Raw genomic sequence first — 23190 nt, forward strand, 5'->3', positions numbered from 1 at the left:
GAAGGGTCTTCTCCGATCGGACTCAATTGTCCTTTCCTCACTGAACAGCACGTGTTCCAGTAATCTTATAACGAATCCCGCACCCATTCCCGAAGGGCAGTTGGAATTGCGGAATCAAAGCCTCCAGCCGGGATGACGACTCTTTTGCTGAACCCAAATGGATGATTGATTCGATCTCCGGACGACATGCTTCTTTGCGGTTTGCGGCGCGCCTGTTCTTTGCGCAGGGCGATGCCAAAGCGCCGCGGAGCGTTATCACTCCTCCCCTAGGAACTTCCGGAGGAAGACCGTTGCCTGCGGGTTGTCGTTATAGCGCTCACAATGGAGATATCCGCGTTTCCGGTACAAGGCAATCGCGACCTTGAGGTCGTCGTAGCTGTCCAGATAAATCCACCTCTTTCCATGACTCCTCGCAAACTCTTCGAGGGCATCCAACAGCTTGTCGGCGATGTGCCGTCCGCGAGCCGAGGGCCTGACATAGAGGCGTTTGCATTCAACGGCGCAGGGAACGGACGGGAGTCGCTTCAGCGCCACGCAGCCCACCGCCTCTTCATTAAGATAGGCCAGCCACAATCCGGAACTCGAGCCGTGGATCATCTTTTCGATGGATTCGTGGTCGTCGCGCTGCACCACTCCAACCGCCTCATAGTATTCATGCAAAAGGCGGAGCGCGTCGTCGTTCGATTCCGAAAGTCGGACCACCTTGACCGCCTCTCCACCCTCCCGACTGAGGATGGTGCGCACCTTCGAGAGGGACTGGACCAGGACTTCGCGGTCTTCCGGGCTGAGATCCGACAGCAATTCCTGGATCTGCAGCGAGGATTGTTCATCCAGACGCGCGACTGCCGCCTCGCCTGCCGCTGCCAGTGTCAGCAGCCTCTCTCGGCCGTCCAGCCTGGAAGCCGTCTGGCGAATCAGCTTCCGCTTCGTCAACAGCGCGAGCAGGCGGCTGATATAACCGGCGTCGAGCCCAAGCCTGCCGCGCAAAGTTGCCGCAGTGGTATTGGGCGTAGTCCCGACCTCGTAGAGAATCCGCGCTTCAGTGAGCGAAAACACGCCGTCGAGATGGCGCTTGCGAAGTAGCCCCAAGCGGGCCGTGTAGAAGCGATTGAAGTCCCGCACCACCGCAACCTGATCCACAACCTTGCCGGAAATGCCCGATTGCTTCATGCGCTCAGTCTAGCCAAAGTAGTTGCCAAAAGCAACCACTTCCCAGATAGGCGCCGACATAGAGGGAATAATCGCGGACTGGCGTCGTGCCTGGGAAGGCCGGCACGATCCACGGTGCGATAGGATGAGAATTCGCGGGTCATTCGAAAAACGAAAATCCGGATTTATTTCACGCACGTCCCATGCAAGTGGCCGGCATTTCGAGATTGCGGTGGCCCAAGTGGAGGTAATTGGAAAAATGCCTTGCCGGTACGGAAGGGTAGCCTTGTGGTGGCTGATGTCACTGACGGCCGTGCACGTCGCCGCGCCTGCCGCGCTCTTCGTGCCGGGCACGGGGCGGACGCTCTCCGTGCATACCGCCGGACTCGCGGCCTCGTTACAGCCGGGTGAAGTACGCCTGTTTGCCCGGGGCGCCCAAAGCCCTGTCAAACTCCGGTTTCCCGGTGCGCGGCCGGTTACTCCGCAGGGGCTCGAGCCGCAGACAGCGCGATTCCACTTCCTCCTGTCGCCGGACCAGCGTCAATGGCGCCGGAATGTACCGTCCTTCGCGCGTGCCCGGTACGCCTCGCTCTGGCCGGGTATCGACGCCATCTTCTACCTCCAGGGCAGTGACCTTGAGTACGACCTAGTGCTCCGGCCTGGAGCCGATCCGCGACGCATCCGGCTGCGCCTGGAAGGAGCGCCCACGCAACTGGAGAACGGAGCCTTGAACGCCCGGCTGGGCACGTCGATCCTTCGCCACGGCAAGCCCAGCGCCAGCCAGGACGGGCACCATGTGCCAGTCGACTATGTTGTCCTGCGGAATGGCGATATTGGACTCAAACTGGGCGCCTATGACCACACCCGCCCCCTGACGATTGATCCCGTCATCACTTACTCCACATTCCTGAGCGGAGGCATTGCTCCCAGCACTCATTACTACTACGGCTCCGACTACATCACGGCCATTGCGGTGGACCCGGCAGGCAATGCCTACGTCACGGGCAGGACGGAGACCGGCGATTTCCCGACTTCCGAAGGCGCTTACCAGCGCTCGCCATCCTCCTGTTTCCTCTCAAAGCTGGACCCCTCCGGCACCAGGCTGCTCTACTCCACTTATTTCATCGGCAGTTGTACCGCCATTGCCGTCGATGCCACGGGCAGCGCCTATGTGGCCGGATCCGACTACGAGCTAAAGTTCCCCCTCTCCCCGGGCGCTCCTTACCAGGGCGATCCCATGCGCAGCAACGGCTTTGTCGCCAAATTCGCGCCGGATGGCTCCCGGCTCCAATATGCGACCTATGTCTATGGGACGCCAACCTCCATCGCCGTCGACCCCGCCGGTTACGCCTACGTCGGAGGTTCCGTCGGCGGCATCGAGCGCTTTCTCGCAACGCCAGGCGCCTCCCAGATCTCGGTGCGCGGCGTCAGCGATGCCTATGTCGTTAAACTGAACCAGTCCGCCACCGCGTTCGTCTACTCAACACTCATCGGCGGCACCGGCGGCGAGTGGAGCCCGGCCATCGCGCTCGACACGTCCGGCAATGTCTACCTGGCCGGGAATACCGACTCAACGGATTTTCCGGTCACCCCGGGTGCGCCCCAGGCCAGCCTGAACACCCCTCCAGACGCCGATGCATTTCTTGCCAAACTCAATCCAACCGGCAGCGCGCTCATCTACGCCACCTACCTCGGAGGACCAGGCCCCGACGAAGCCAAAGCCGTTGCCGTGGACCCCACGGGAGCCGCCTACATCGGCGGATCCACCCAGTCGCTCGCCTTCCCTGTCACCCCCGGCGCCGTACAACCCCAACACATCTTTCACCCCGAGTACTACAGCCCTGACCTGGAAGGCTTCGCCGCCAAGATCAACCCGGCCGGCAACGCCTGGGTGTACTCCACCTATCTCGGAGGCGACGCGCAGGATGCAGTGAAGGGGATAGTTGCCAATGCCTCCGGCCAGGCATTCCTGGTGGGCAGCACCAGCAGCCGGAATTTCCCGGTCACCCCCGACGCCCTCCCCATGGGCGGCAACATCTACGACTACAACGATGCGTTCGTGGCGCGTCTCGATGCGCCGGGCACTTCGCTCCTCTTTTCCTCGCACTATGCCGGCAACGCCCCGGACGAGGGCAATGCCATTGCCATAGGCCCGAGCAACGACATCTTCATCGCCGGTTCCACGATCTCCTCCGACATGCCCATCACCTCCGGGACATACCAGCCTGCGCTTCAGAAGAACCTGAACCGGGGCGGCTTCCTGGCTCGCCTCGCCTTTGGCGATGTGGACCTCTGGCCGCGGAAGCTGCGATTCGACAACCTGACTCCTCACTCCGAGCCTGCTTTGCTTCGCCTCTACGCGAGCTCCGCCGCCGGCGCACGCACCTACCAACTCGGCACCGCCAGCGACGCAGGGTGGCTCGGCGTCGCCGATGAGATGGCCCTCACACTACGCGCCTCTCCGGGAGGTCTGCCGCCAGGCATCTATAGCGGAACAGCCTCCGTCAACTCGCCAGGCGTGCAGGTGCTCCCCTCCCTGCTGCAGGCAACCATGGTGATCTCCGAGTTCAAAGCCTCCCGAGATCGCCTTGATCTCACTCCGGACAGCGAGCCCGCACAGCTCAGCGTCACGGGCGGCACGGGACTCTACTACACTGCCGCTGCCGACGTATCCTGGCTCAGGCTGGATCACCCCGCCGGCGTGACGCCTTCCCTCCTGGCGTTGTCGGCGGACACCACCGGCCTAACAGCCGGAGTGTATGAAGGCATACTCCGGCTGACCCCCAAATCCGCACCCGGCGACACCTGCACCGTGCGCGTCACCCTGGTGGTGCCCTGAGATCACTTCACGAAGATCGTCACCATGGCGGGGTAGGCCCAAACTGTGTAGAGACCCGCCGCGGTGCCCTCCGGGATACGCAGGTTCACCTGCATCCGCCCGATTTCGCCCGGCACCATCCCGGTAAAGGCAGCCTCCAGGGTGCGCATCTGCCACCATCCGGCCAGGGTCTTGGGATCCACCAGCTTGAACTCGATCGGGACCGCGGGCCGCGGCAGCGGGTCCAGTGCAGCCTTACCATCCTCACCGGCCGGCACTGTCTCCCCCTCACCAGTAAGGAACACCGCAATCACACTTCCAGCGGCAGCAGGGTGCGCCTCGGAATTCTGCGTTCCATCCTCGTTCAAGGCGAAGGCGGGCGGGTTGGAGTTGCCGTTGGCGGCGGCCCCGCTGGTGAAGAACTTCAACGAGCGCGGCCAGATCTCCAGGCTGCCCGGTTGTGAGGCCACCCCGCGGTACTCTACCAGCACGGAGCCCGTTACCGCAGCATAGGGCAGCACCGCGGTCACAGCCTTGTTCTGAGCGGACACAAGAGGCGCCGCCACCCCATTCACCGCGACGCGCGTACCCGCCAGTTCCGTCGGGAACTGACCTGCTGCATCCGGAGTCGCCGTCACGCTGGTGCCGGGTCCCAGGTTGAACCCCGTGAACGTCACCCGCTTCCCGGGCGCTCCCGGCTCAGGCAGCAGGGGGCCCGGACTGAATTCGGGGATGGCGGGCGCGCTGCACCGGGAGAGATTCGCAATCTGGCGGATGCGCTGCCCGTCCATGAGATAAAGGCGATCCGCGGCATCCGCCCACAGCCCGGAAACGCTACGCAGCTTCGCCTGCTCAGGCGCCCCCTCATCGCCGCTGTCTCCAGCTTCGAAACCGCCGGCGAGCGTCCGCATCACCTCATCCGGCTCGACGCGCACCACACGAAAGCCCGTGGTCAGGTAGAGCTTCAGGGCCGCATCCACCGCCAGGCTTTGGCTCGCGTCAGAAGCGTAGCCCGGCGCACCGTACTGCGTCACTGTCCGCAGAATCCCATCGGGCCCGACAGTCCTGACACCGCTGGCATCGATGAACCAGAAAGTGCCCGCGCTGTCGAAGACGAACCGCTTCGGCGCATAGACCTGCGCCTCCCTAGCCGGGACGTCCGCCGCCGGTTGGTTCGAGTAGGGCTCCCCCGTGCCCGCAAACACGTGCACGATGCCATCCCCCGTCACCTTCCAGATGCGCGCGCCCGCGTAAATGGCGAAGTAGATGTTCCCCGCCGGATCGACAGTCAGCCCGTTCAGGTTGTATAGGTTGATCCCGGCCGCGGTATCGCCTTCGGCGATATCCAGCTTCGGACCCCCGCCCACTACCGTCTGGATTGTCCCGTCCCGGGTAATCCTGCGGATGCGCCACCCTTCACTGACATAGAGGTTGCCCTGACCGTCCCGCGCCAGCAGCCCCGGATACTCCAGGGCCACCGACGCGGCGGGCACTTCGTTCTCCCCGTGACCTTTGCCGCCCCCGGCCACGGTCCGGATCAGTCCATCCTGCCCCACCTCACGCACACGGTTCGTGCGCCCGTCGGAAAAATACAACCGGCCCGCCTCGTCCGTAATCACGCTCGTCGGGGCAATGGGAACCATCGTCGCGGGCACCCCATCGGCGGCCTCGTTGCCATCTCCTCCGGCAATCACCTCCAGCGCCCCGGAAGAACTCAATTTCCAGATCCGCCCATACTCCGACAGGTACAGACCCTCCGCTGGACCCGCCGCCAGTCCAGTCGCTCGAGCCGTACTGTGAGGCAATGCCGCCGTGCCGCCGGCGGTTGCGGCTCGCCATAGATTCGACCCCGAATAGGACAGGTCGGCGAAATAGACCGCGTTGGCCGCCCCATCCACAGCCAGCGCCTGAATCTCCCGGAATCCGCCCGTCACCATCGGCGGAGGAATGCCCGGCGCTCCGGAGGCCGTGCCCGCATAGGCATGAATCATTCCCTCGGCATCGATCATCCGGATCCGGTAGCCATCGATGAAATACGCCCGTCCCGCCGCGTCGATCCCGATATCCGATGGCTGACCGAGCTGTGCCGAGGCGGCCGGCCCTTCATCCCCCACCGGTCCATTCCCGCCGCCGACGCCCGCAATCGTCCGGATGATGCCATCCGTGGTCACCTTGCGGATCCGGTAGTTCTGCGTGTCGGAGATCAACACGTTCCCGAAGCTGTCGACCGCCAGGCGGCCGCTGGCCTGCACGCGCGCAGCCGCTGCCTGCCCGCCATCGCCCAGGAATCCCGCGCGGCCCGTCCCGGCAAAGGCGTGAATGATCCCATCCGGGCCAATCCTTCGCACCTGCGCGGCGTCGAACAGATACACCGATTCGTCAGGACCAATGGCAATGCCGCTGATCGAGGCGAAGCCCGCATCCCGCGCCGGACCCTCATTCCCCGTCGCTTCACCAGAGCCGCCAATCCCGGCAATCGGATAGAGCACCCCGTCCGAGATGCGATACACGGCGGACCGCGTGGCCACATACAGCGCCCCGCCTGGTCCCATCGCCATGCGCCCGTCTATTCTCTCCAGGATGGCCGGCCGCGGGTCGCCAGCCTTCAGCTCAATCCGGCCGGCTACCGTGCGGATCACACACTCGCCATCCGGCTCCGCCATAGCCCGCGACGCCAGACACGCCGCCAGGGCAAAACCCAAATACCTCGTTCGCTTCATCGCTGTAAATCCAGGATCGTCAGGAACGTGTCCGCAAAGCCGTTCCGAACCGCCTGCAGGGCGCCCGCCGTCGTATGCAGATCCGGCGAATTAGTGTCGCCCACGATGCAGGCCCGTCCCGCAGGCGAGATCGCCGCCGCCGTCGCAGTATCGCCCTGCAACCCGCCCAGGTACGACGAGGAGAACACCTTGCCGTCCGGATCGAAAATCGCGTAGAAGCCCATGCCAAGCTGCGTCGGCGGCCCTGTGCGCTGCACCGCATCGCCGCTGAGGGGCAGATCCGCCGAATTGGTGAAGCCCGCCACAATCGCCTGTCCCGACGCGTCGACCCCCAACCCCAAACCCTGCTCGGCCGAACTGCCGCCGAAATACTTCGCGTACTCCAGCCTCCGCCCATCGCTGCTCAGCTTCGCCAAAAACGCGTCGGAGCCGCCCCCAAAGCTGTTCTGTGCTCCGCGCAGATCGGGCGACTGTGTCGTTCCGGCCAGGTAGATGGCGCCCGCCCCGTCCAGTTCCACACGGTTCGCGCTGTCCGGCGCCACCCCGCCGAAAAACGTGGAGTAGAGCTCCGTGGTCCCGTCCGCGCTCAGCTTGGTCAGGAACGCGTCCGAGGGCCAGTTGCCGCTCACATACCAGACCCCCGGGTGTCCCACATCGAATTGAATATCGACGATGGACGCATTCGGCGGCATCGGGACAGGCGGTTCCCAGGTCACACCGCCATCGCGGCTACTCACAAATCCGGTCCCAGTCCTGAGGTACAGGGTCTTCCCGCCCGAAGGATCGAACATCATCCCTTGCACGTAACCACTCCGGACACTGGTCCAAGTCCCGCCACCGTCAGTACTCCGGGACAGTGAGGAGCCATTCGTGGCGTAGAGCACGCCGCGACTGCCCGGCTCGGCCAGCACGCCCGTAAAGTATGACTGGCTCACCCGTTTCCAGGTGACGCCCGCGTCTTCGCTCCGCAGCACCCCCTCCCTCGTCGCAATGTACAGCGTATTGTGATCCACTGTGTCGATCGCCGGCCTGGCAAACACTACGAGCCCCTGCATGCTCGAGGTAGTCCAGGTGTCACCTCCATCCCGGCTGTACTGCAGGCCGTAAGCGCCGGTAGCGTAGGCGTTCCGCGAATCCGCCGGATCGAACACAAAACCGCAGAATTCGGTGAGCGGCCGCTGCGTCCAGCTTGCCCCGGAGTCCCTACTGACAAAGGAGGAGCAACCGCCGGAAACGCTCGCAAATGCCACCAGATGTCCGGGATCCGACGGATCCACCACAACATTCGAAAGGCTCTTCGACGGGAATACGTTCGCCCAGGACGCACCTCCGTCCGCACTGCGGAATACACCGTGCTGCGTCGCTGCATAGAGAATGTTGGAATCGACGGGACTCACCGTGACGGTGCCCGGAATCACCAGGGTATTCTCCAATCCCGCGCCCAGCACCTCCCAGTGCTGCCCGCCATCCGTTGTCTTGTAGAAATTGCGCCCGGCATTCGAGCCCTGCAGCGCCTCCGGTCCGCGCTGGCTTGCATCCGTGCTGCCCCCGGCGACATAGATGTGCCCCTCCGGATCGAGTGTCAGGGCGTTGACCGTGTCCCGCACCTGGGGCCACTTCGCCACAAAGAAATATCGCGTGCCGGACTGGTTCAGCTTGATCAGGAAATTAGTCGTCGGGCGCTCCGCCTGCAAGGCGCCCAGCGTGGGCTGGAACGCATAATATTCCGTCGTGCCGGAAACAACGGCATTGCCCTCCAGGTCAACCCCAATCGCTTTGCCGGAATCCGTGGATGTGCCGCTTTCCCCCAGCATGGTCGAGTACAGAATCGCGTTCCCCGCCGCGTTCAGCTTCGAGACAAACGCTCTCCTGTACTGGGGCGCCGGGTAAACTGCCGGCACTCCCACCGCCCCTTCCGTCACCGGAAAGTCGCCGGACAGCGCGTACCCGGTGACGTAGGCATTCCCATACCGGTCCGCCGCGATCGCCGTCGCCCGGTCGTCCCCTGCGCCTCCCAGATAGGTGCAGTAGATCAGCTGGCCGCCTGAATCGAACTTCGCAACAAACGCATTCGCCACTCCACTCGCCACCGGCGCCGTCTCGGCATACGCGTCCGGCGACACCGGGAAATCCCCCGAAAACGTGTGGCCTGCCACGTAGAAATTGCCCAGCGCGTCTGTCACCACAGCCGCCGCGTGATCATTGGCGCCGCCGCCCAGGAATGTCGAATACCCCAGGGCCGCCGCCCGGATCCTGTCCCGCTCCCGCAGTGTCAACGCCACGCCGCGGCGCCAGGCCTTTGCATCCCGCCCCAGAAAGTAGTTGGCTGTCGCCTCTTCCTGCGCACCCAGCGCCGCACTGCCCGCTGCCAGCACGGCCGCCACCAGCATCACCGTTCGCTTCCTCATCATTGCGCCACCACCGAGATCAGGCACCAGTTGCTCTTCACACCGTCCAACGTCAGAACCAGCGGGTACTCGCTGGAGGGAAGCGGCGGGATCCGGATCTCCGCCTGTCCCAGCCCCACCTTCCCGGGCGTCACACCCAGATACTCCACGGTTCCTTCTTTCTTGCCCAGCTTCACACTCGACGCCAATACCGCTCGCGCCTTCTCCGCCGCCGCCGCGCCCGTGGCCGGTCCATTCTCCACCACGCCGAATCCTGTCAGATACAACGTGACCACCGACCCCACCCGCGCCGGATTGTCCGGCCCATTGGCGCTGCCATCCTCATTCACCGCCAGCGCCCGCAGCGATTCCGGATCCACCGCGATGTTCGGCGCCGCCCGGCTCACCACCAGCGCCGCCGGCAGGCTTTCACCCTGCGCTGTCCGGATCACCACCTGGCTCACCCGGCCCGGTTGCGTTTCGTAGGGTAGTTGGAAGTTCACACGCCCCGGGCTCACCATCATCAGCGGAGCCGCCAGCCCATCCACGGTCACGCTCGTCCCCACCAGTTCCAGCGGCAGCGGCGGCTCTTCGCTCACTGCGTCCTGCCCCGCCAGGCCCGCTCCAAACACCGCTACGATCGATCCCGGCGCCGCCCGCCGCGTCTTCATCGTGAAGGGATCCACCACTCCGCCCGCCGCCACTTCCGGCCGGCCTGTCCCCTCGCCGAAGCGCACCACCTCAAACAGCACGGCCCCGTCCTTCACCAGCGGGAAGGCCGCGGAACTCCGGCCAGTGCCCGTCAACAGCACATTGCCCATTCCATCGAGGACTAGCCCGGAAAACAATTGCTCGAAATACCCGCTGTATTCCACATAGGGCTGCCCGCCCGGAATGCGCACCAGAAACGACCCCGAGATCAGCTTCGGGTTTCCGCCCACAGGCACAGGCACGGCGCTGTCCGGCGTGAACGGGAATCCACCTGAGGATGTGGTGCCTGCCACGTACAATGCGCCCTGCGCATCCAGACCCAGTCCCGTCACATCATCCTGCTTCGCCCCGCCCAGGTAGGTGGAAAGCTGCAGCAGTTGGCCCGCGCTGTCCAGCTTCATCACAAAACCATCGGCCGCCATGCCGGAACCACTCCCGCTCCAGGCGTCTTCCGACTCGCTGAAGAGGCGCTGCGCCGCCGTTTCCGTCGTAGGCAGGTCGGTGGAATTTGTCGCCCCCGCCAGCCACACCCCCTGCCCGTCATCCACGGCGATCCCGCGGGCAAGCTCGGTGCCATTACCGCCGAAGTAACCGGAGTAGATCCACGCCGAACCATCGGCGCTCAACTTCGTCACGAACGCATCCGGCCGGAACACCGAGGCCGCATACAGGCGCGCCGGCGTCCCTGAGTCAAACCGGAGCCTCATACCTCCCGGCGCCACCCACTTCCTCTCCGTAACTTGCCCATGCTCCACCCTCAACCGGTACACCGCCGCGTCGAACCCCATATAGACCAGATGCGCATCCGCCGGATCTACCGCTCCAATCTGCACGTTGTATACCGGCACCCAGCTCTCACCGCCGTCTTCGCTCATATAGGTATCCGAACCCGTCAGATACAGGACATTCGGATCACTGGGTGCGATATACAGACTTGGGTTCGACGGACCGGCGTATTGACCGCGCGGTTCGCTCCAGTTCGTGCCGCCATCCCTGCTTCGCAGCAACTTCCGGTCGTAGGTCGTGACGTACAACACCTGCGTGTTCGTGGGATCCAGATGCACGGACCACACCTTGTTGCCGCCTGCATCCACGATCTCCCAGGTCGTTCCGCCATCCCGGCTGCGGCGCAGCACCCCACCGTCCGCCAGGTAGACCAGCGCGCTCCGCTCGTCCACGGCAACACCGCTGACGGAGTAGCTGAACAAACCTGCCGCCTTCCAGTTCGCTCCCCCATCGACCGTCCGGTACCACCCGGCCCTCGAGGCCAGAAAATAAGTGCCCGGGTTCTTCGCATCGAAGAACAGCCCAATTCCCTCGGTCGGAATCGGGCCCGCCGGCGTCCAACTCACTCCGGCGTCCGCCGACCGGTACAGCTCCTCACCATTGCCGTTCCTGCGGGGCACGCTCAACAGCAGTTGCGACCTGTCGTTCGGGTGGGTCGCCAGCAGCTTCGGCATCGACTCCGGCAGCCCCCGGCCCGCTTGCGTCCAATGCAGGCCCCTGTCGTCGCTCCACTTCACAGTCGGGCTGCCCGCCAGCGGCTGCCGTGCCCGCACAGCGGGGAAATCGGCCGACGCAGTGGAGCCCGTCACATACGCCTGCCCGGCTTTGTCCACCGCCACCGCGATGACCTGATCGTCTCCGCTGCCGCCCAGGTACGTCAGGTACTCCAACCGCACTCCGTCCGGATCCACCTTGGCGATGAATCCGTCCTGGCGCCCGCCGGACTTCGGCTGCGCCGCCTTGTCGTTGACCTTCAGGTCCGTCGCCAACGTGCGCCCCGCCACATACGCCGCGCCCTGGGCATCAATCGCCACACTCACCGGAGTCACGCCCGGCAGGCACATCTCATAGGCGGCGCTATCCCCGTTCGCGCCCAGCTTCATCACGAACCCGTCGCCGGCCTTGCCGCACGCCGCATAGGGCCCCAGTGAATAGGACGTCAGCGTTCCCGTCACAAACGCATGTCCCGCCTCATCCACCGCCAGGCCCTTGCTTTCTCCGGTGATGAAGGTGGTGAACAATACCATATCCCCACCAGGATTCAGCTTCGTCACATAGCCCGATCCTGGATCGTCCACCGAACTCTTATACGCACCCGGAGTCGCCGCCAGCGCGGTACTGTAGCGGTTCAGATAGCCCGCCACATACCCATTCCCGGCCGCATCGCGTCCAATGCCCACCGGCGTCGCACCCATCGCGGCAAAGGTCCCCGCAAACGTCACCACCGGGTCGATCACCAGCTTCCTTCGCCGGTCGTAATCCTTCACCGCGAAGGCGTACTCCTGGCGCCCGGTTCGCCGGTACTCCGCCTCCACCGGCCTTCTGACCCCGCCATACTCCTGGTACACCACCGGACGGTGCTGGATCAGTGCCCCGTCCGCGGTCCGCATCACCAGGTCGCCTGATTCCGACAACCGCGCCTCCGCCCCTTCGATGCGCAGCCGCACCTGACCGGGATCCGCGCCCGGCCGCAGGATCAGGTCGAACTCGAGATCGCGCTGGTTTCCGTAATACTCGAGATCAATACCCTCGTACACCCCGTGGTATCGCACGCGCCGCCACGTCGGCAGATTCGTCCGCCACTGTGAACGATCCGCACCCACCAGGTAGTTCACCTTGCCCGGCAATGGCTCAACCGCCTCGGGCCGCGCATCTCTGCGGGCACCTTGAAACCGGATCACCGCTGCCGCTCTGTCCCGCGGTCCCACCTCCAGCCCCCGGCTCGAGATGCGGATCACATGGCCGCCCGCTCTGGTGAGGAACCCCGTCTCCACACCGTCGCGGCCGGCCTCCGGCTCAAACGAGAGCGGCAGTGACGAGGGGAGGACCACTCCGGCAGCCGGCCCGGCGGCCCAGCCAAAACTCCCCACCAGGAGTCCGGATACCAGAGTATGAAAGCAAGACCCAATTCGCATTCCATCCCATAGTAATTCCTGTGAAGTTGGAAATACTTTGACGGATTCATGCGGCCGGCTCTTTCCGGAATCGCCTAACGTACCGTATCTGACAATTCCGCGGCGCGCTCGCGATCCACGGAAAATTCCGCCCGAACCCAGCGGTGCCGGGACATCCGCCAAGGCAGGCCGAGGAACCACCGCGGGCCGCCCAGCCGCAACCCCATCTGCCATGTAAGACCAGTTACATTGCCCGCGACTTCGACCGGAAAGTACCGGCAAAAAAAAGAGGGCCCCCGCTGGGACGGGAGCCCTGTTTGCCGGCCTGTTGAACCGGCTCTCACACGTAACTTCGTTCCGGGTCGGGCTTAGAAGCTGAACATGCCCGGCCTCAATACCATCATGAAGCCCGCAGTAATCATCGTCTGATGCTTCGACGCTCCCGGGATCTGCCCTACCTGGAAGAACGGCTGATCCGACCAGTCGCGCCGGTATTCAATCCTCGCGATGAAGCTGTCGTTGAACTTCCATTCGCCGGTGCCGGTGAACTCTTTGAACGCCTGCGGAGTCCCCGTCCAGAAGCCATCCTTGTCGCTGTAATACTCAATGCGTGGCGAAACCGCCAGGTGCTTGGTCAGTGCAAACCGAGCAGCCGACGCCATACCCCAGAACGTGCCGGAACCGCCGCCCACATACTTGCTGTTGCCAATGTCCAGGTTGTAGTAGGCCGAGATCTTGTCCGTCGCCGTCACCGTCACGGCCAGATCGTAGAAGTTCCTCCAGCCCTTGTTCGTGTTGGCATTTTCCGGCCCCGTGTAGTAGTTATTGGCGACCACAACCTTCTTGAGCGTATTCAGGCTCGTGAAGCCGAACGTCTTGCCTGAGTTCGTGTCCCTCATCAGGTTCCACCCGGTGACCGCCTGCCCGCCCACCGACCACGTCGGAGTCACCGGCACCGTCACACGCAGGCCCGTGTGATAGTAAGGTCCAAACGCAAACAACAGCGACCGTGAATAATTCCAGTTCAGATGCGATTCAGTCACTTCGGCGCCCGCCGAGGTGACAAACTTGCCGAAGTCCACCGTGACACCTTTCCAGCCCTTCGGCTTCAAAGTGACGTAGGCGTTAAGCAGGTGCCGCGACCAGTCAGTGTGCTTGGGCTCGCTCAGGAAGAATGAGTCGTATGTCCGGCCGTCGCCAACGTCCACCCGGAATCCCACCGGATTCGCGTCGTAGCTGAACGAGGCAGTCGCACTGTTCAGGCTGAACTTATTCGCCGTGATATTCAGTGCCTGCAGTTGCGAGAAGCGTGAGGACGGGTTGTTCTCATTCTGGTTGTAGTAAACATCCACATAGCCGCTGGCACTGAACCCCTTATAGGTCCAGGCGGTTGGAGGTGGAGCATCCGCCGGCGCCGCTGCCGGAGGCGTTGTCGGGGCCTGGGCGCCTTGGTCTTGAGCGAAGGCATAGGTGCTCAGGCAGAGTGTCAGTGAGCAGAGAATTCCGTAGTAGCGCATGGCTTTGTTGTTTCTTGATGTATTTGCGGATTGGTCCCACACCGGCATTCCTGACGAGGGAAATGAAGCCGTGCGCAGTCCCGGCTGTAACCGCGGCAGTGGGTCGTGGCCGCGCGAGAAACAGGAATCAACCGGGTTTTAGTGAGTATGTCGGCTTTCCACTCCGGTGACAAATCGAGACTTTTTATGAGTGCCATCAATGGTGTCGATTCATTCCCACGGTGTGGTTTCCCGAACGGCCCGGCCTGCTTCATTCCAATCTGCCCGCCCGGTGGCTGGTCCCGCCTCCGCGAATCACCCTTTCATGCTGCGCTTCAATACGTTAGGAAGTCATCAGGAACTCCTATGGGACCCATAAGAATGCAATCAGGTCGGTCCCAATCTCGGATTCCGTAACTTCCAGGAGCGGAATCTCCTGCTCGCACCACTACTTTCCAGAGCGGGCACATGCCCCTTTGACGTGGATGTTACAGATGAATCCGTTCACCCTTTCGCGCCTCCATGCCCGGCCCCTGGTCTCGGTGCTGGTGGCCAACTACAACTACGAGCGCTGGATCGGCCGCGCCCTGGAAAGCTTGCTGGCGCAGACTTATCCCCACTGGGAGGCCATCGTCTGCGACGACGGCTCTACCGATAGCTCACAAGAGATCGTTGCCTCCTATGCCAACCGGCATTCGCGCATTCAGCTCCGCACACAGCCCAATGCGGGCATGGCTTCGGCTTTGAATACCGCCTTCCGCGGCGCGCGCGGCGAACTTGTCGCCCTGCTCGACTCCGACGACGAATGGCTGCCCGGCCGCCTGCAGACTGTCGTCAACCGCTTCCATCGCACCCCGCAAACAGGCACGGTCACTCACTTTGTTCGCGCCGTTCATGCGGGCGGCCACACGTTGAAACCCATCCACCCACGACATCTCGACTCGGGCTGGCTCGCGCCCTCGATGCTGGCTGGCCGTGAGCCGGGCCTGCCTCCCTGCTCCGGCCTCACCTTCCACGCCGAGGTGGCACGCCGCATCTTTCCTTTGCCGGTCCAGTTCCGCCGTTGCGCCGACAAGATTGCCCAGGATCGCGCCGCCCTCATCGCCCCTGTATCCGCCATCCAACAGGCACTCTCGCTCTACCGTCTCCACGGCGCCAACCTCACCGGCCTCAACGGTCCTTGCACTCTCGCGGAGTTGGAGAGCAACTTCGTGTTCCTCGAGCAGCTTTGGGCCGATCGCCGTTCGTTCGTCCACGCCCAACACGGCTTTCTCCCCGATATTCGCCCCTGGCGTGACATCGAGTCCGCTCATCTGCAACTGGCGCGGCGCCTCTTCACGGGCGAGCCCCATTCCGCGGACTATCTCTCCGCGCTGACCTCGCCGTTGCAGCGTCAAATCTGGCGATTGCTGCTCGCCCTGCCCGCACCCGCCGCACAGGCCGCCCTGCGTTTGTGGTGGTCGGAGAATGCGTTCAAACGCCTCTTCCGCAACTCTTGGGACAGCCTCCGCCAGCCCGCCTGACCAGCCCATGCCGCCCATCGCCATTGCACAGGTCGTCGGCTGCATGCGCCGCGCCGGCATCGAAACCTGGCTCATGAATGTCGCGCGCCGCCTGGATCCGCGGCGCTTTGCCCTCACCTTCTGCGTCCATGCTGAGCAGGAAGCCGACTACGATCGCGAACTTCTGGACCTCGGCTGCCGCCTCGTCCGAATCGGCTGCTCAAAGCACTCATTCGCCTATCCGGCCGCTCTCGCCCACTGCCTTCGCAACGCCGGCCCCTTCGAGGTGCTCCATAGCCACGAGCACCAGATCAGCGGTGTCATCCTCGCCGTAGCTCGGCGCCTGGGCATACCGTCGCGCATCGCACACAGCCACAACGACACATCCTGCCACGACCGTCTCCCAAACCTGCCGCGCTTCACTTACCGTGCCGTCATGCGCGGCCTCATCCGCCGCCACGCTACCCACGGGCTCGCCTGCAGTGAACTTGCCGCCCCCTCCCTCTTCGGTACCTCGTGGCGCCGCGACCCGCGCTTCCACCTACTGCCCTACGGCTTCGACTTCGATCGATTTGCCGGCGTGCGGCTAAATCCCACCCTTCGCAGCGAACTGGGTATTCCTCCCGATCGATGGGTCATCGGCCACGTAGGCAGAATGGAGACCCAGAAAAACCACGGCTTTCTGATCGAAATCGCCGCGCACCTGAGAGTCCTCGACCCTCGCTGCCACTTTCTCTTCGTGGGCGATGGGACACTGCGGACGGCTGTTGAACTGGCGATCGCCAGCCATGGATTGGCTGATTGCACCACCATTCTGTCCAGCCGGCCCGACGTACCCGAGATCCTCACCAATGCCGTGGACTGCTTCCTCTTTCCCTCCTTGCATGAGGGCCTCCCCCTCGCCCTCATCGAAGCGCAGGCCGCCGCCCTGCCCTGCATCCTCTCCAGCAACATCTCACCCGAAGCGAACCTGTTTCCCGATTCCAACCTGGTCCTGCCGCTGGACCGCTCTCCGAAGGAATGGGCCGCCCGAATCCTGCAAATGCGCTGTCAGCCCGTCGGGGTGAACCCCATCCAGCGCGTTGCCCGGTTGAAATGCACTCCGCTGGCCATCGAGGAGAGCGTCCGCCGTCTCGAATCGCTCTATGGAGTCCCCCATGCCGCCGTTCACTGAGAAGCTGAACATCCTCCATATCACCGCCCGCTCTGATGCCGGCGGCGGTCCGGAAGTGATTCGCCAATTAATCGCAGGCGGTCCGCCGGATCTCCGCCATTTCGTGGCCAGCCCGGCGAACCCGCCCTACTGGGAGCGGTGGCGCTCATTGCTCCACGACGGGTCGCTGCAGGCGATCCCGGACCGCAGCTTCCAGCTCGGCGTCCTGCCCCGCCTCTCCCGCTTCGCCGAACAGGCGTCCATCCATCTCATTCACTCGCACGGCTTTGGGGCAGGCCTTTACGCCCGCCCGCTCGCCGCATGGCTGCACATCCCCTGCCTGCATACGTTTCACGGGTACTACCCGCGAGGTCTCTCCGGATTCGTCCGGCAGGGCCTGGAAAACCTACTTGCGCCCTTGACCACGGCCGGCATAGCTGTCTCTTCTTCCGAAGCAGCCCGCATTGGCTGCGGCGTGCCGCTGCTCCGCGGCCGGCTGACTGTGGTGCCCAATGGGGTGCCTGCCCCGGACGCCCCCATTCCCCACCACCCGGCGGGTTCCTTTCGCATCGTTGCCATCAATCGACTGGAGCCGCAGAAGAACCCGCTGGCCCTGGTCCGGATCGCGGCTCTCTGCGCCCGCCGCATGGGACACGCCAGCTTTCAGTTGCGCATCATCGGCGAGGGGCCCCTACGGCCCGCGGTCGAACGGGAGATCCTCCGCCAGGGCCTGACTTCTGAAGTCCGCCTGCTCGGCGCCCTGCCCGACTGCCGCCAGGAACTCGCGGCCGCCTCGCTCTTCCTCTCCACCGCCCGTTGGGAAGGCATGTCCCTAGCCTTGCTCGAAGCCATGTCACAGCATGTCGTACCCGTGGTCCCGCGCGTAATGGGCAACATTGATGTTGTGGAAGACAGCGTCAATGGCGTTCTCTTCCAGCCCGGGGATCTCGCCGGCGCCGCCGAATCCATCCGCCTCCTCGCACACGATGAAGCCAGGCGGACCCGCTTAGCCCTGGCAGCCGCGGCCTCCATAGCCCGGCGCTTCCCCGTCTCCGGCACCATCGGAGCGTACGCGGCGCTCTATCGGGCACTCGCCGCCGTGGAGCAGCGTGCGCCGCTGACGGCGGAGGTCCACCCATGAGGGTCGCCATCGTTCACGACTGGTCTGTCGGCTACGCCGGCTCGGAACGCGTCGTCGAGCAACTCATTGCTCTCTTCCCGCAAGCGGACCTCTACTTCGTGGCCGATTTCATACCCCCCACGCAGCGCGCGTTCCTGGCGGGCAGGACGCCGGCTACCACTTTCATTCAGCACCTGCCCTGGGCGCGCCGCTTCGTGCGCCACTACCTGCCGCTGATGCCCATGGCCGTCGAGACCATCGACCTCTCCGGCTACGACGTGATCCTCTCCAGTTCGCACGCAGTCGCCAAGGGAGTCCTCACCGCGCCCGGCCAGACCCATATCTGCTACTGCCACACTCCGCTGCGCTACGCCTGGGACCTGCAGCACGAATACCTCCGCGAAGCCGGCCTCACTCACGGTTTCCGCCGCGCTGCCGCCATCGGCCTGCTGCACTACCTCCGCATCTGGGATGTCCGCACCACTCATAGCGTCGACCTGTTCATCGCCAACTCCAACTTCATCGCGGCGCGCATCCGGCGCGTCTATGGCCGGGATTCCGTAGTTGTCTATCCCCCGGTAGATACGGAGTACTACACCCTCTCAGAGGAAAAGCGAAGCTATTACTTCACAGCCTCCCGCCTTGTTCCGTACAAGCGCATCGGCTTACTGCTCGACGCCTTTCGCCAGATGCCCGGCCGCCGCCTGCTCATTGCCGGCGCGGGTCCGGATCTCGCCCGCTACCGCCATGACGCTCCACCCAACGTGGAGTTGCTTGGCGCGGTACCCCAGTCGACCCTGCGCCAGTTGATGCAACACGCGCGGGCCTTCGTCTTCGCGGCCGAAGAAGACTTCGGCATCGTCCTGGCCGAAGCGCAAGCTTGTGGTACGCCCGCCATCTGCTACGGCCGCGGCGGCGCGCTCGACATCGTCGTCGAAGAAGAGACCGGTCTGTTCTTCCGCCAGCCTTCGCCGCTGTCCCTGTGCGAAGCCGTCGGCCGCTTGGAAGCCCGCACTGCCGGCTGGGATCCGCACCACATCCGCCGCAACGCACTCCGCTTCAGCGTCCAGTCCTTCCATTCAAACTTCCTGCGCGCATTCGAATCGGCCACACTCAATCCAGAAGTGCGCCACCTGCAGCAGGTGGGCTCATGAGCAGCACCGCCATCGCCGTCGGACAACCGGCCGCAGCACGCCGCTCCAGTTCCCTCTGGGCCGCGGACTGCACCATGGTCCTGCTCGATATAGGAGCCATCCTGTCCGCCACCACCCTGGCCGTCCTGTTGCGCTACTGGATCGCCGGCCCCTATGACCTCGGCTTCTATCTGAAGCTCATCCCCATGGCGCTGCTGCACCCGCTCTCGCTAGGAATGGCTGGCATGTACCCGGCGCGCGGCCTCAATCCCGTCGCCGAACTGCGCGGTCTTTGCCGGGCCGCCACATTCACCTTTCTTTGCCTGGCCGCGGCGACATTCTTCCAGCGCGATGCTGTCTCCTATTCCCGCCTCGCGCTGCTCCTCGCCTGGATCCTGACCATGCTGCTCAGCCCGTTTCTGCGCCAGTCGGCGCGCTACCTGTTGGGCAAGGCGGGTTGCTGGGGCGCCAGGGCCGTGATCCTGGGCTCCGGCGCAGCGGGCCGAAATCTGGCCATGGCCCTGGCCGGCCGCCCCTCCCTGGGTTTCGAAGTCGTGGCCGTGCTGGACGCTGGCCCGGAGACCCAGTCCAACGATCCATCTCAGGCCACCGGAGGATTGGAACAGGCGGCGCCCCTCGCCGCTGAGACCGGCGCCACTTATGCCATCCTGGCTATGCCACAGGTCTCCGGCTCCGAGCTCACGGCTCTCATCGAACGCCACCTCTGGCCATACCGCCACGTCCTGATTCTGCCCGGGCTCTTCGGCATCTCCAGTGTCGATGCCGCTACTTGTGATGTCGCCGGCGTGCTGGGCGTCGAATTCAGCCATCGCCTGATGTGCCCGGTGCCCCGGTTGGTGAAGCGCATCTGTGATCTGCTCCTCGCCGTCGCCGGCGGTCTCCTGGTCCTTCCCATGTTCGTCCTGATTCTGCTGGCCATCCGCCTCAGCACTCCGGGACCGGTCTTCTACGCCAGCCCGCGCGTAGGGGAGAATGGCCGCCGCTTCCTGGCCTGGAAATTCCGGACGATGGTGGTGGGTGCAACTGAGGTCCTGCGGCAGCACCTGGATCGGTCGCCCGAACTGCGAGCCGAATACGAGCGGGAGAGCAAGCTCAGGAACGACCCGCGCATTACCTGGATTGGCCGCTGGCTGCGCCGCTCCAGTCTCGACGAACTGCCCCAACTGTGGAATGTGATCCGAGGTGAGATGAGCCTGGTGGGCCCGCGCCCCATCCTCGATCACGAAGTGGCTCGCTATGGCGCGTGTTATCAGCTCTACAAACGGACCCGGCCCGGCCTCACCGGATTGTGGCAGGTCTCCGGGCGCAACAACACTACCTACGCGCAGAGGCTCGGCTATGTGGAGTACTACGCCCGCAACTGGTCGGTCTGGCTCGATCTCTACATTCTTTGCCGCACAGTCAAGGTCGTCCTCACCGGCGAAGGCGCCTACTGAGTGAACCGCACAGCGGTTTGCGGCGACAAGGCACGGAGCGATGGCCACCCGTGGAAGTGCCGGTCGCAATCCCGGCACCGATAGGGCCGCGCACCCAGTGCGCTGAAGACTTGATCCCGGGCCCCTCTGCGGTGCATCCGGCGTATATCCAAACCGCCGCACTGCGGGCAACACAACCTCATAATGCGCGCCAACCAAGCGGAAACCGGAACTGACAACATGACCGCAAACCCCTTCTAGTCGGTGGAGGTGGCGGCCAACACAACTACTGCGATCAGCAGCGAGGCGAAGGCCGGATTCTGATGCATGGGATAGTCGAGCAATCCGTGCACCAACACCACCAGCGCTCCAGCACCCCACAGCGACCGCATCAATCGCGGCGCCGCCATCCCAGTGAACCCGAGCATCGCCAACACCATGGGCACTCCGCCTTCGGCTGCCCATTGCAGCCAGTCCTGATGCGCGGTATTCACGATCAATCCGACATCCATATCGGCATATGCCGGGTAAGCATTGGGAAAACTGCCCAGGCCAAAGCCCGTGGCGGGCCGCTCGCGGATCATTGCCAGTGTCGACTTCCAGATGGGGAGCCGCAAATCCAGTCGCGGATCCAGTCCAGTCAACCGGTCCATCACGCCTGTCCACCCGGCCAGCAGTCCGCCCGACACCGCCAGCAGAGCCAGCGAAACCCCGGACCAGGCCAACGCTTTACCCCGCACTGCGCCGGAGAGGTAGGCCGCCGCCAGCAACAATCCGAGTTCCAGCAACCCCATCAGCAATCCCGAACGGGAAGCACTCGCCAGGATTCCGCCAAACAGCAGTGCCGCGGCGGCCAGCCACAGCAACGTCCGCCGCCTATCCTGCAGCGCCTGGAACAGGACAACCGGCAGAACCAGTTCGATAAACTGTGCGAATTTGTTGTGATAGACAAAAGGTCCGAAGACGCGTTCGGTGTACCCGCTGTCGAACAGCCAGTACACCCTTCCGTCCGACGTCCAGCACTGCAGCAACGCCTCCACCGCCAGCACCGTTCCAAAGGCCGCAAAAAGCAGCCGGAAACGGCGCGTTGCACCGGCCAGTTGCACGGCTACGAAGGCCACCGCGAAGTGGCCGGTCCAAATCAGGACAGATTCAGAGGTATTCCAAGGATCAACGCTCCAGCCCAGCGCTAACTGGCATAGGCCCCAGCACGGCACCGCCGCCAGCGGCCAAAGCACCGCATGCCAGCGCGGCCGCCGGCTTTCTTTCCAGCATTTGACCAGGCACACCGAGGCCAGCAGCAAGGCCAAAGTCTGGAATGAAGCTACCGCCCAGCGGTCGCGGACCCAGAGCGTCAGGATCCCCCAAGCCAAACAAACAAATAGAGCTGTGCTCATGGCAATGGCTCCGCGCGCAATTCCACGTGTCTCAGCGAAACATCGCCCTGCATTCGAATGCGTCCAGGCCGGCGGGACGCAACAAGGGCCAGTTTCACCAACCGGTCCCCTGGCGGCCCCTGGTAACGCAGCCGAGTCGTGCCCCAATCATCCCCTTGCAGGGGTGTCCGGTCGGCCTCGTACGGTAGCGATGTTTCGGCATCGACAATCCGCCAGTAGAGCGCAGAGTCCGTCGCATCAATACCTTGTGTGCAAGCATCCACGGTCAAGCTCCAGGCCTTACCCCCACGCAAGAATAGCCACTGCTGGAGCAGGACGGTCTCCTCAGGCTGGGAACCCGTCAAGGTGAAGCGCACGCCCTGGCCGCCGGTCAACGTGCGGCTCGAAACCCCATTGGCCGCCGGAACCTGCCAGTCAAATCCCGTCCCGAGAAACGGCGCGCGCAGGTCGGGATTCGTCACGGGAGTCTCCACGGACGGTGCGTTGTACCTGATTAAGTGCTGGCGGCACATGGACATCCAGACCTGGAATGCGTCCTCCGGCCGGCCGGCCCTGGCCAACCCGCCGATGGCATCGATCAGCACCGGCAGCGCTTCGCCGCGTTCGTCAGGCCGCGCGCATTCCACAATCGCCTGGGCGACCGGCAGGAGTTGGTCATCCACCGCCTGGCCGGCCAGATAGCGAAGGAGTGCCAGCCGCAGATCCAGCCGCGCCGGCAGCACTTCGCGTAGCAGGAAGGTGGCCGACCCACCTTGAGCCGAGCATTGGCGGAACATTGCGGTACGGTCCCAATAAGAACGGTCAAACGCTTGGGCAGTCCAATGCCAGAACTCCGGCTTCCGCCCTTGTCTTGCGTAAAACAGGGCCAGGCTCCAGCGCGGGAGCCAGAGCTGGTTGAGCTCCGCGCCACGCAGCAGCAGCCGCTCCGCCTCGCTCGAACGCCCCGCAGCTTCCAAGGAGAGGGCCGCGGCCATCGCAGCTTCGGCGTGGCGCGGATCCAATTCCAGGCTGCGCAGCCATAGCGGCAGCGCGTCGCCGCCCTGCTGTTCACGCAGCCGGGCCGCCGCCCGCCAGCAGTCCGGATTCCCTTCCACCAACCGGCAGGCCTGCTCCGCCCGCCCCGGCGACTCCGCCCGCCGCCACTGCCATTCCGCCCGGGCCCGCTGCAAGTTCATCTCCGCGGCGACGGCGAACACCATCAATAGCGCCAGGGGCGCAAATCGACTCACTTTGCTCATAGCCTGCCGATATGTGTAGTGGGCGCGGCT

At 64.2% G+C, this 23190-nt stretch carries 13 protein-coding genes; 6 read left to right on the forward strand and 7 right to left on the reverse strand.

Annotated features, from left to right (window positions below; all coding sequences use genetic code 11):
* Positions 1 to 255: 255 nt before the first annotated feature.
* Positions 256 to 1170, reverse strand: coding sequence for a GNAT family N-acetyltransferase (locus ACR9Y2_RS04275; protein WP_435039815.1), 915 nt, complete (start codon positions 1168 to 1170; stop codon positions 256 to 258).
* A 277-nt stretch (positions 1171 to 1447) separates the two neighbouring features.
* Between ACR9Y2_RS04275 and ACR9Y2_RS04280 the strand changes: the two genes are divergently transcribed.
* The gene (locus ACR9Y2_RS04280) at positions 1448 to 3988 is read left to right on the forward strand and encodes an SBBP repeat-containing protein (protein ID WP_435039816.1); all 2541 of its coding nucleotides are present in this window, start codon (positions 1448 to 1450) and stop codon (positions 3986 to 3988) included.
* Positions 3989 to 3990: 2 nt separating this feature from the next.
* Here the strand turns inward: ACR9Y2_RS04280 and ACR9Y2_RS04285 are convergent, their stop codons facing one another.
* The 4 genes from ACR9Y2_RS04285 to ACR9Y2_RS04300 all read right to left on the reverse strand — a co-directional run bounded on the left by ACR9Y2_RS04285 (position 3991) and on the right by ACR9Y2_RS04300 (position 14202).
* Positions 3991 to 6687 (reverse strand): hypothetical protein, encoded by a 2697-nt coding sequence (locus ACR9Y2_RS04285; protein WP_435039817.1) that lies wholly within the window; start codon positions 6685 to 6687, stop codon positions 3991 to 3993.
* Positions 6684 to 9098, reverse strand: a complete 2415-nt coding sequence (locus ACR9Y2_RS04290; RefSeq protein WP_435039818.1) for an SBBP repeat-containing protein — start codon at positions 9096 to 9098, stop codon at positions 6684 to 6686. The genes ACR9Y2_RS04285 and ACR9Y2_RS04290 overlap by 4 nt, the downstream gene beginning before the upstream one ends.
* Positions 9095 to 12706 (reverse strand): SBBP repeat-containing protein, encoded by a 3612-nt coding sequence (locus tag ACR9Y2_RS04295; RefSeq protein WP_435039819.1) that lies wholly within the window; start codon positions 12704 to 12706, stop codon positions 9095 to 9097. Before ACR9Y2_RS04295 ends, ACR9Y2_RS04290 begins: the two co-directional genes overlap by 4 nt.
* Positions 12707 to 13053: 347 nt before the next feature.
* The gene (locus ACR9Y2_RS04300; protein WP_435039820.1) at positions 13054 to 14202 is read right to left on the reverse strand and encodes a porin; all 1149 of its coding nucleotides are present in this window, start codon (positions 14200 to 14202) and stop codon (positions 13054 to 13056) included.
* Between the two features lie 473 nt (positions 14203 to 14675).
* On the opposite strand from ACR9Y2_RS04300, the gene ACR9Y2_RS04305 reads away from it, so the two are divergent.
* The 5 genes from ACR9Y2_RS04305 to wbaP are packed head-to-tail and all read left to right on the forward strand — an operon-like array spanning position 14676 to position 20546.
* Positions 14676 to 15704, forward strand: coding sequence for a glycosyltransferase family 2 protein (locus ACR9Y2_RS04305; RefSeq protein ID WP_435039821.1), 1029 nt, complete (start codon positions 14676 to 14678; stop codon positions 15702 to 15704).
* Positions 15649 to 16857, forward strand: a complete 1209-nt coding sequence (locus ACR9Y2_RS04310; protein ID WP_435039822.1) for a glycosyltransferase — start codon at positions 15649 to 15651, stop codon at positions 16855 to 16857. The genes ACR9Y2_RS04305 and ACR9Y2_RS04310 overlap by 56 nt, the downstream gene beginning before the upstream one ends.
* Positions 16841 to 17977, forward strand: coding sequence for a glycosyltransferase (locus ACR9Y2_RS04315; protein WP_435039823.1), 1137 nt, complete (start codon positions 16841 to 16843; stop codon positions 17975 to 17977). The genes ACR9Y2_RS04310 and ACR9Y2_RS04315 overlap by 17 nt, the downstream gene beginning before the upstream one ends.
* Positions 17974 to 19110 (forward strand): glycosyltransferase, encoded by a 1137-nt coding sequence (locus ACR9Y2_RS04320; RefSeq protein ID WP_435039824.1) that lies wholly within the window; start codon positions 17974 to 17976, stop codon positions 19108 to 19110. Before ACR9Y2_RS04315 ends, ACR9Y2_RS04320 begins: the two co-directional genes overlap by 4 nt.
* Positions 19107 to 20546: an undecaprenyl-phosphate galactose phosphotransferase WbaP gene (wbaP, locus tag ACR9Y2_RS04325; protein ID WP_435039825.1), complete on the forward strand. Its 1440-nt coding sequence runs from the start codon at positions 19107 to 19109 to the stop codon at positions 20544 to 20546. The genes ACR9Y2_RS04320 and wbaP overlap by 4 nt, the downstream gene beginning before the upstream one ends.
* 236 nt (positions 20547 to 20782) lie before the next feature.
* Here wbaP and ACR9Y2_RS04330 read toward each other — a convergent pair whose 3' ends face one another.
* Together ACR9Y2_RS04330 and ACR9Y2_RS04335 are read right to left on the reverse strand one after the other, a co-directional pair.
* Positions 20783 to 21922, reverse strand: coding sequence for an O-antigen ligase family protein (locus ACR9Y2_RS04330; RefSeq protein WP_435039826.1), 1140 nt, complete (start codon positions 21920 to 21922; stop codon positions 20783 to 20785).
* Positions 21919 to 23160 (reverse strand): hypothetical protein, encoded by a 1242-nt coding sequence (locus ACR9Y2_RS04335; protein ID WP_435039827.1) that lies wholly within the window; start codon positions 23158 to 23160, stop codon positions 21919 to 21921. The genes ACR9Y2_RS04330 and ACR9Y2_RS04335 overlap by 4 nt, the downstream gene beginning before the upstream one ends.
* Between the last annotated feature and the right edge of the window lie 30 nt (positions 23161 to 23190).

The sequence above is a fragment of the Paludibaculum fermentans genome (genome assembly GCF_051172195.1).
GTDB lineage: Bacteria > Acidobacteriota > Terriglobia > Bryobacterales > Bryobacteraceae > Paludibaculum > Paludibaculum fermentans_A.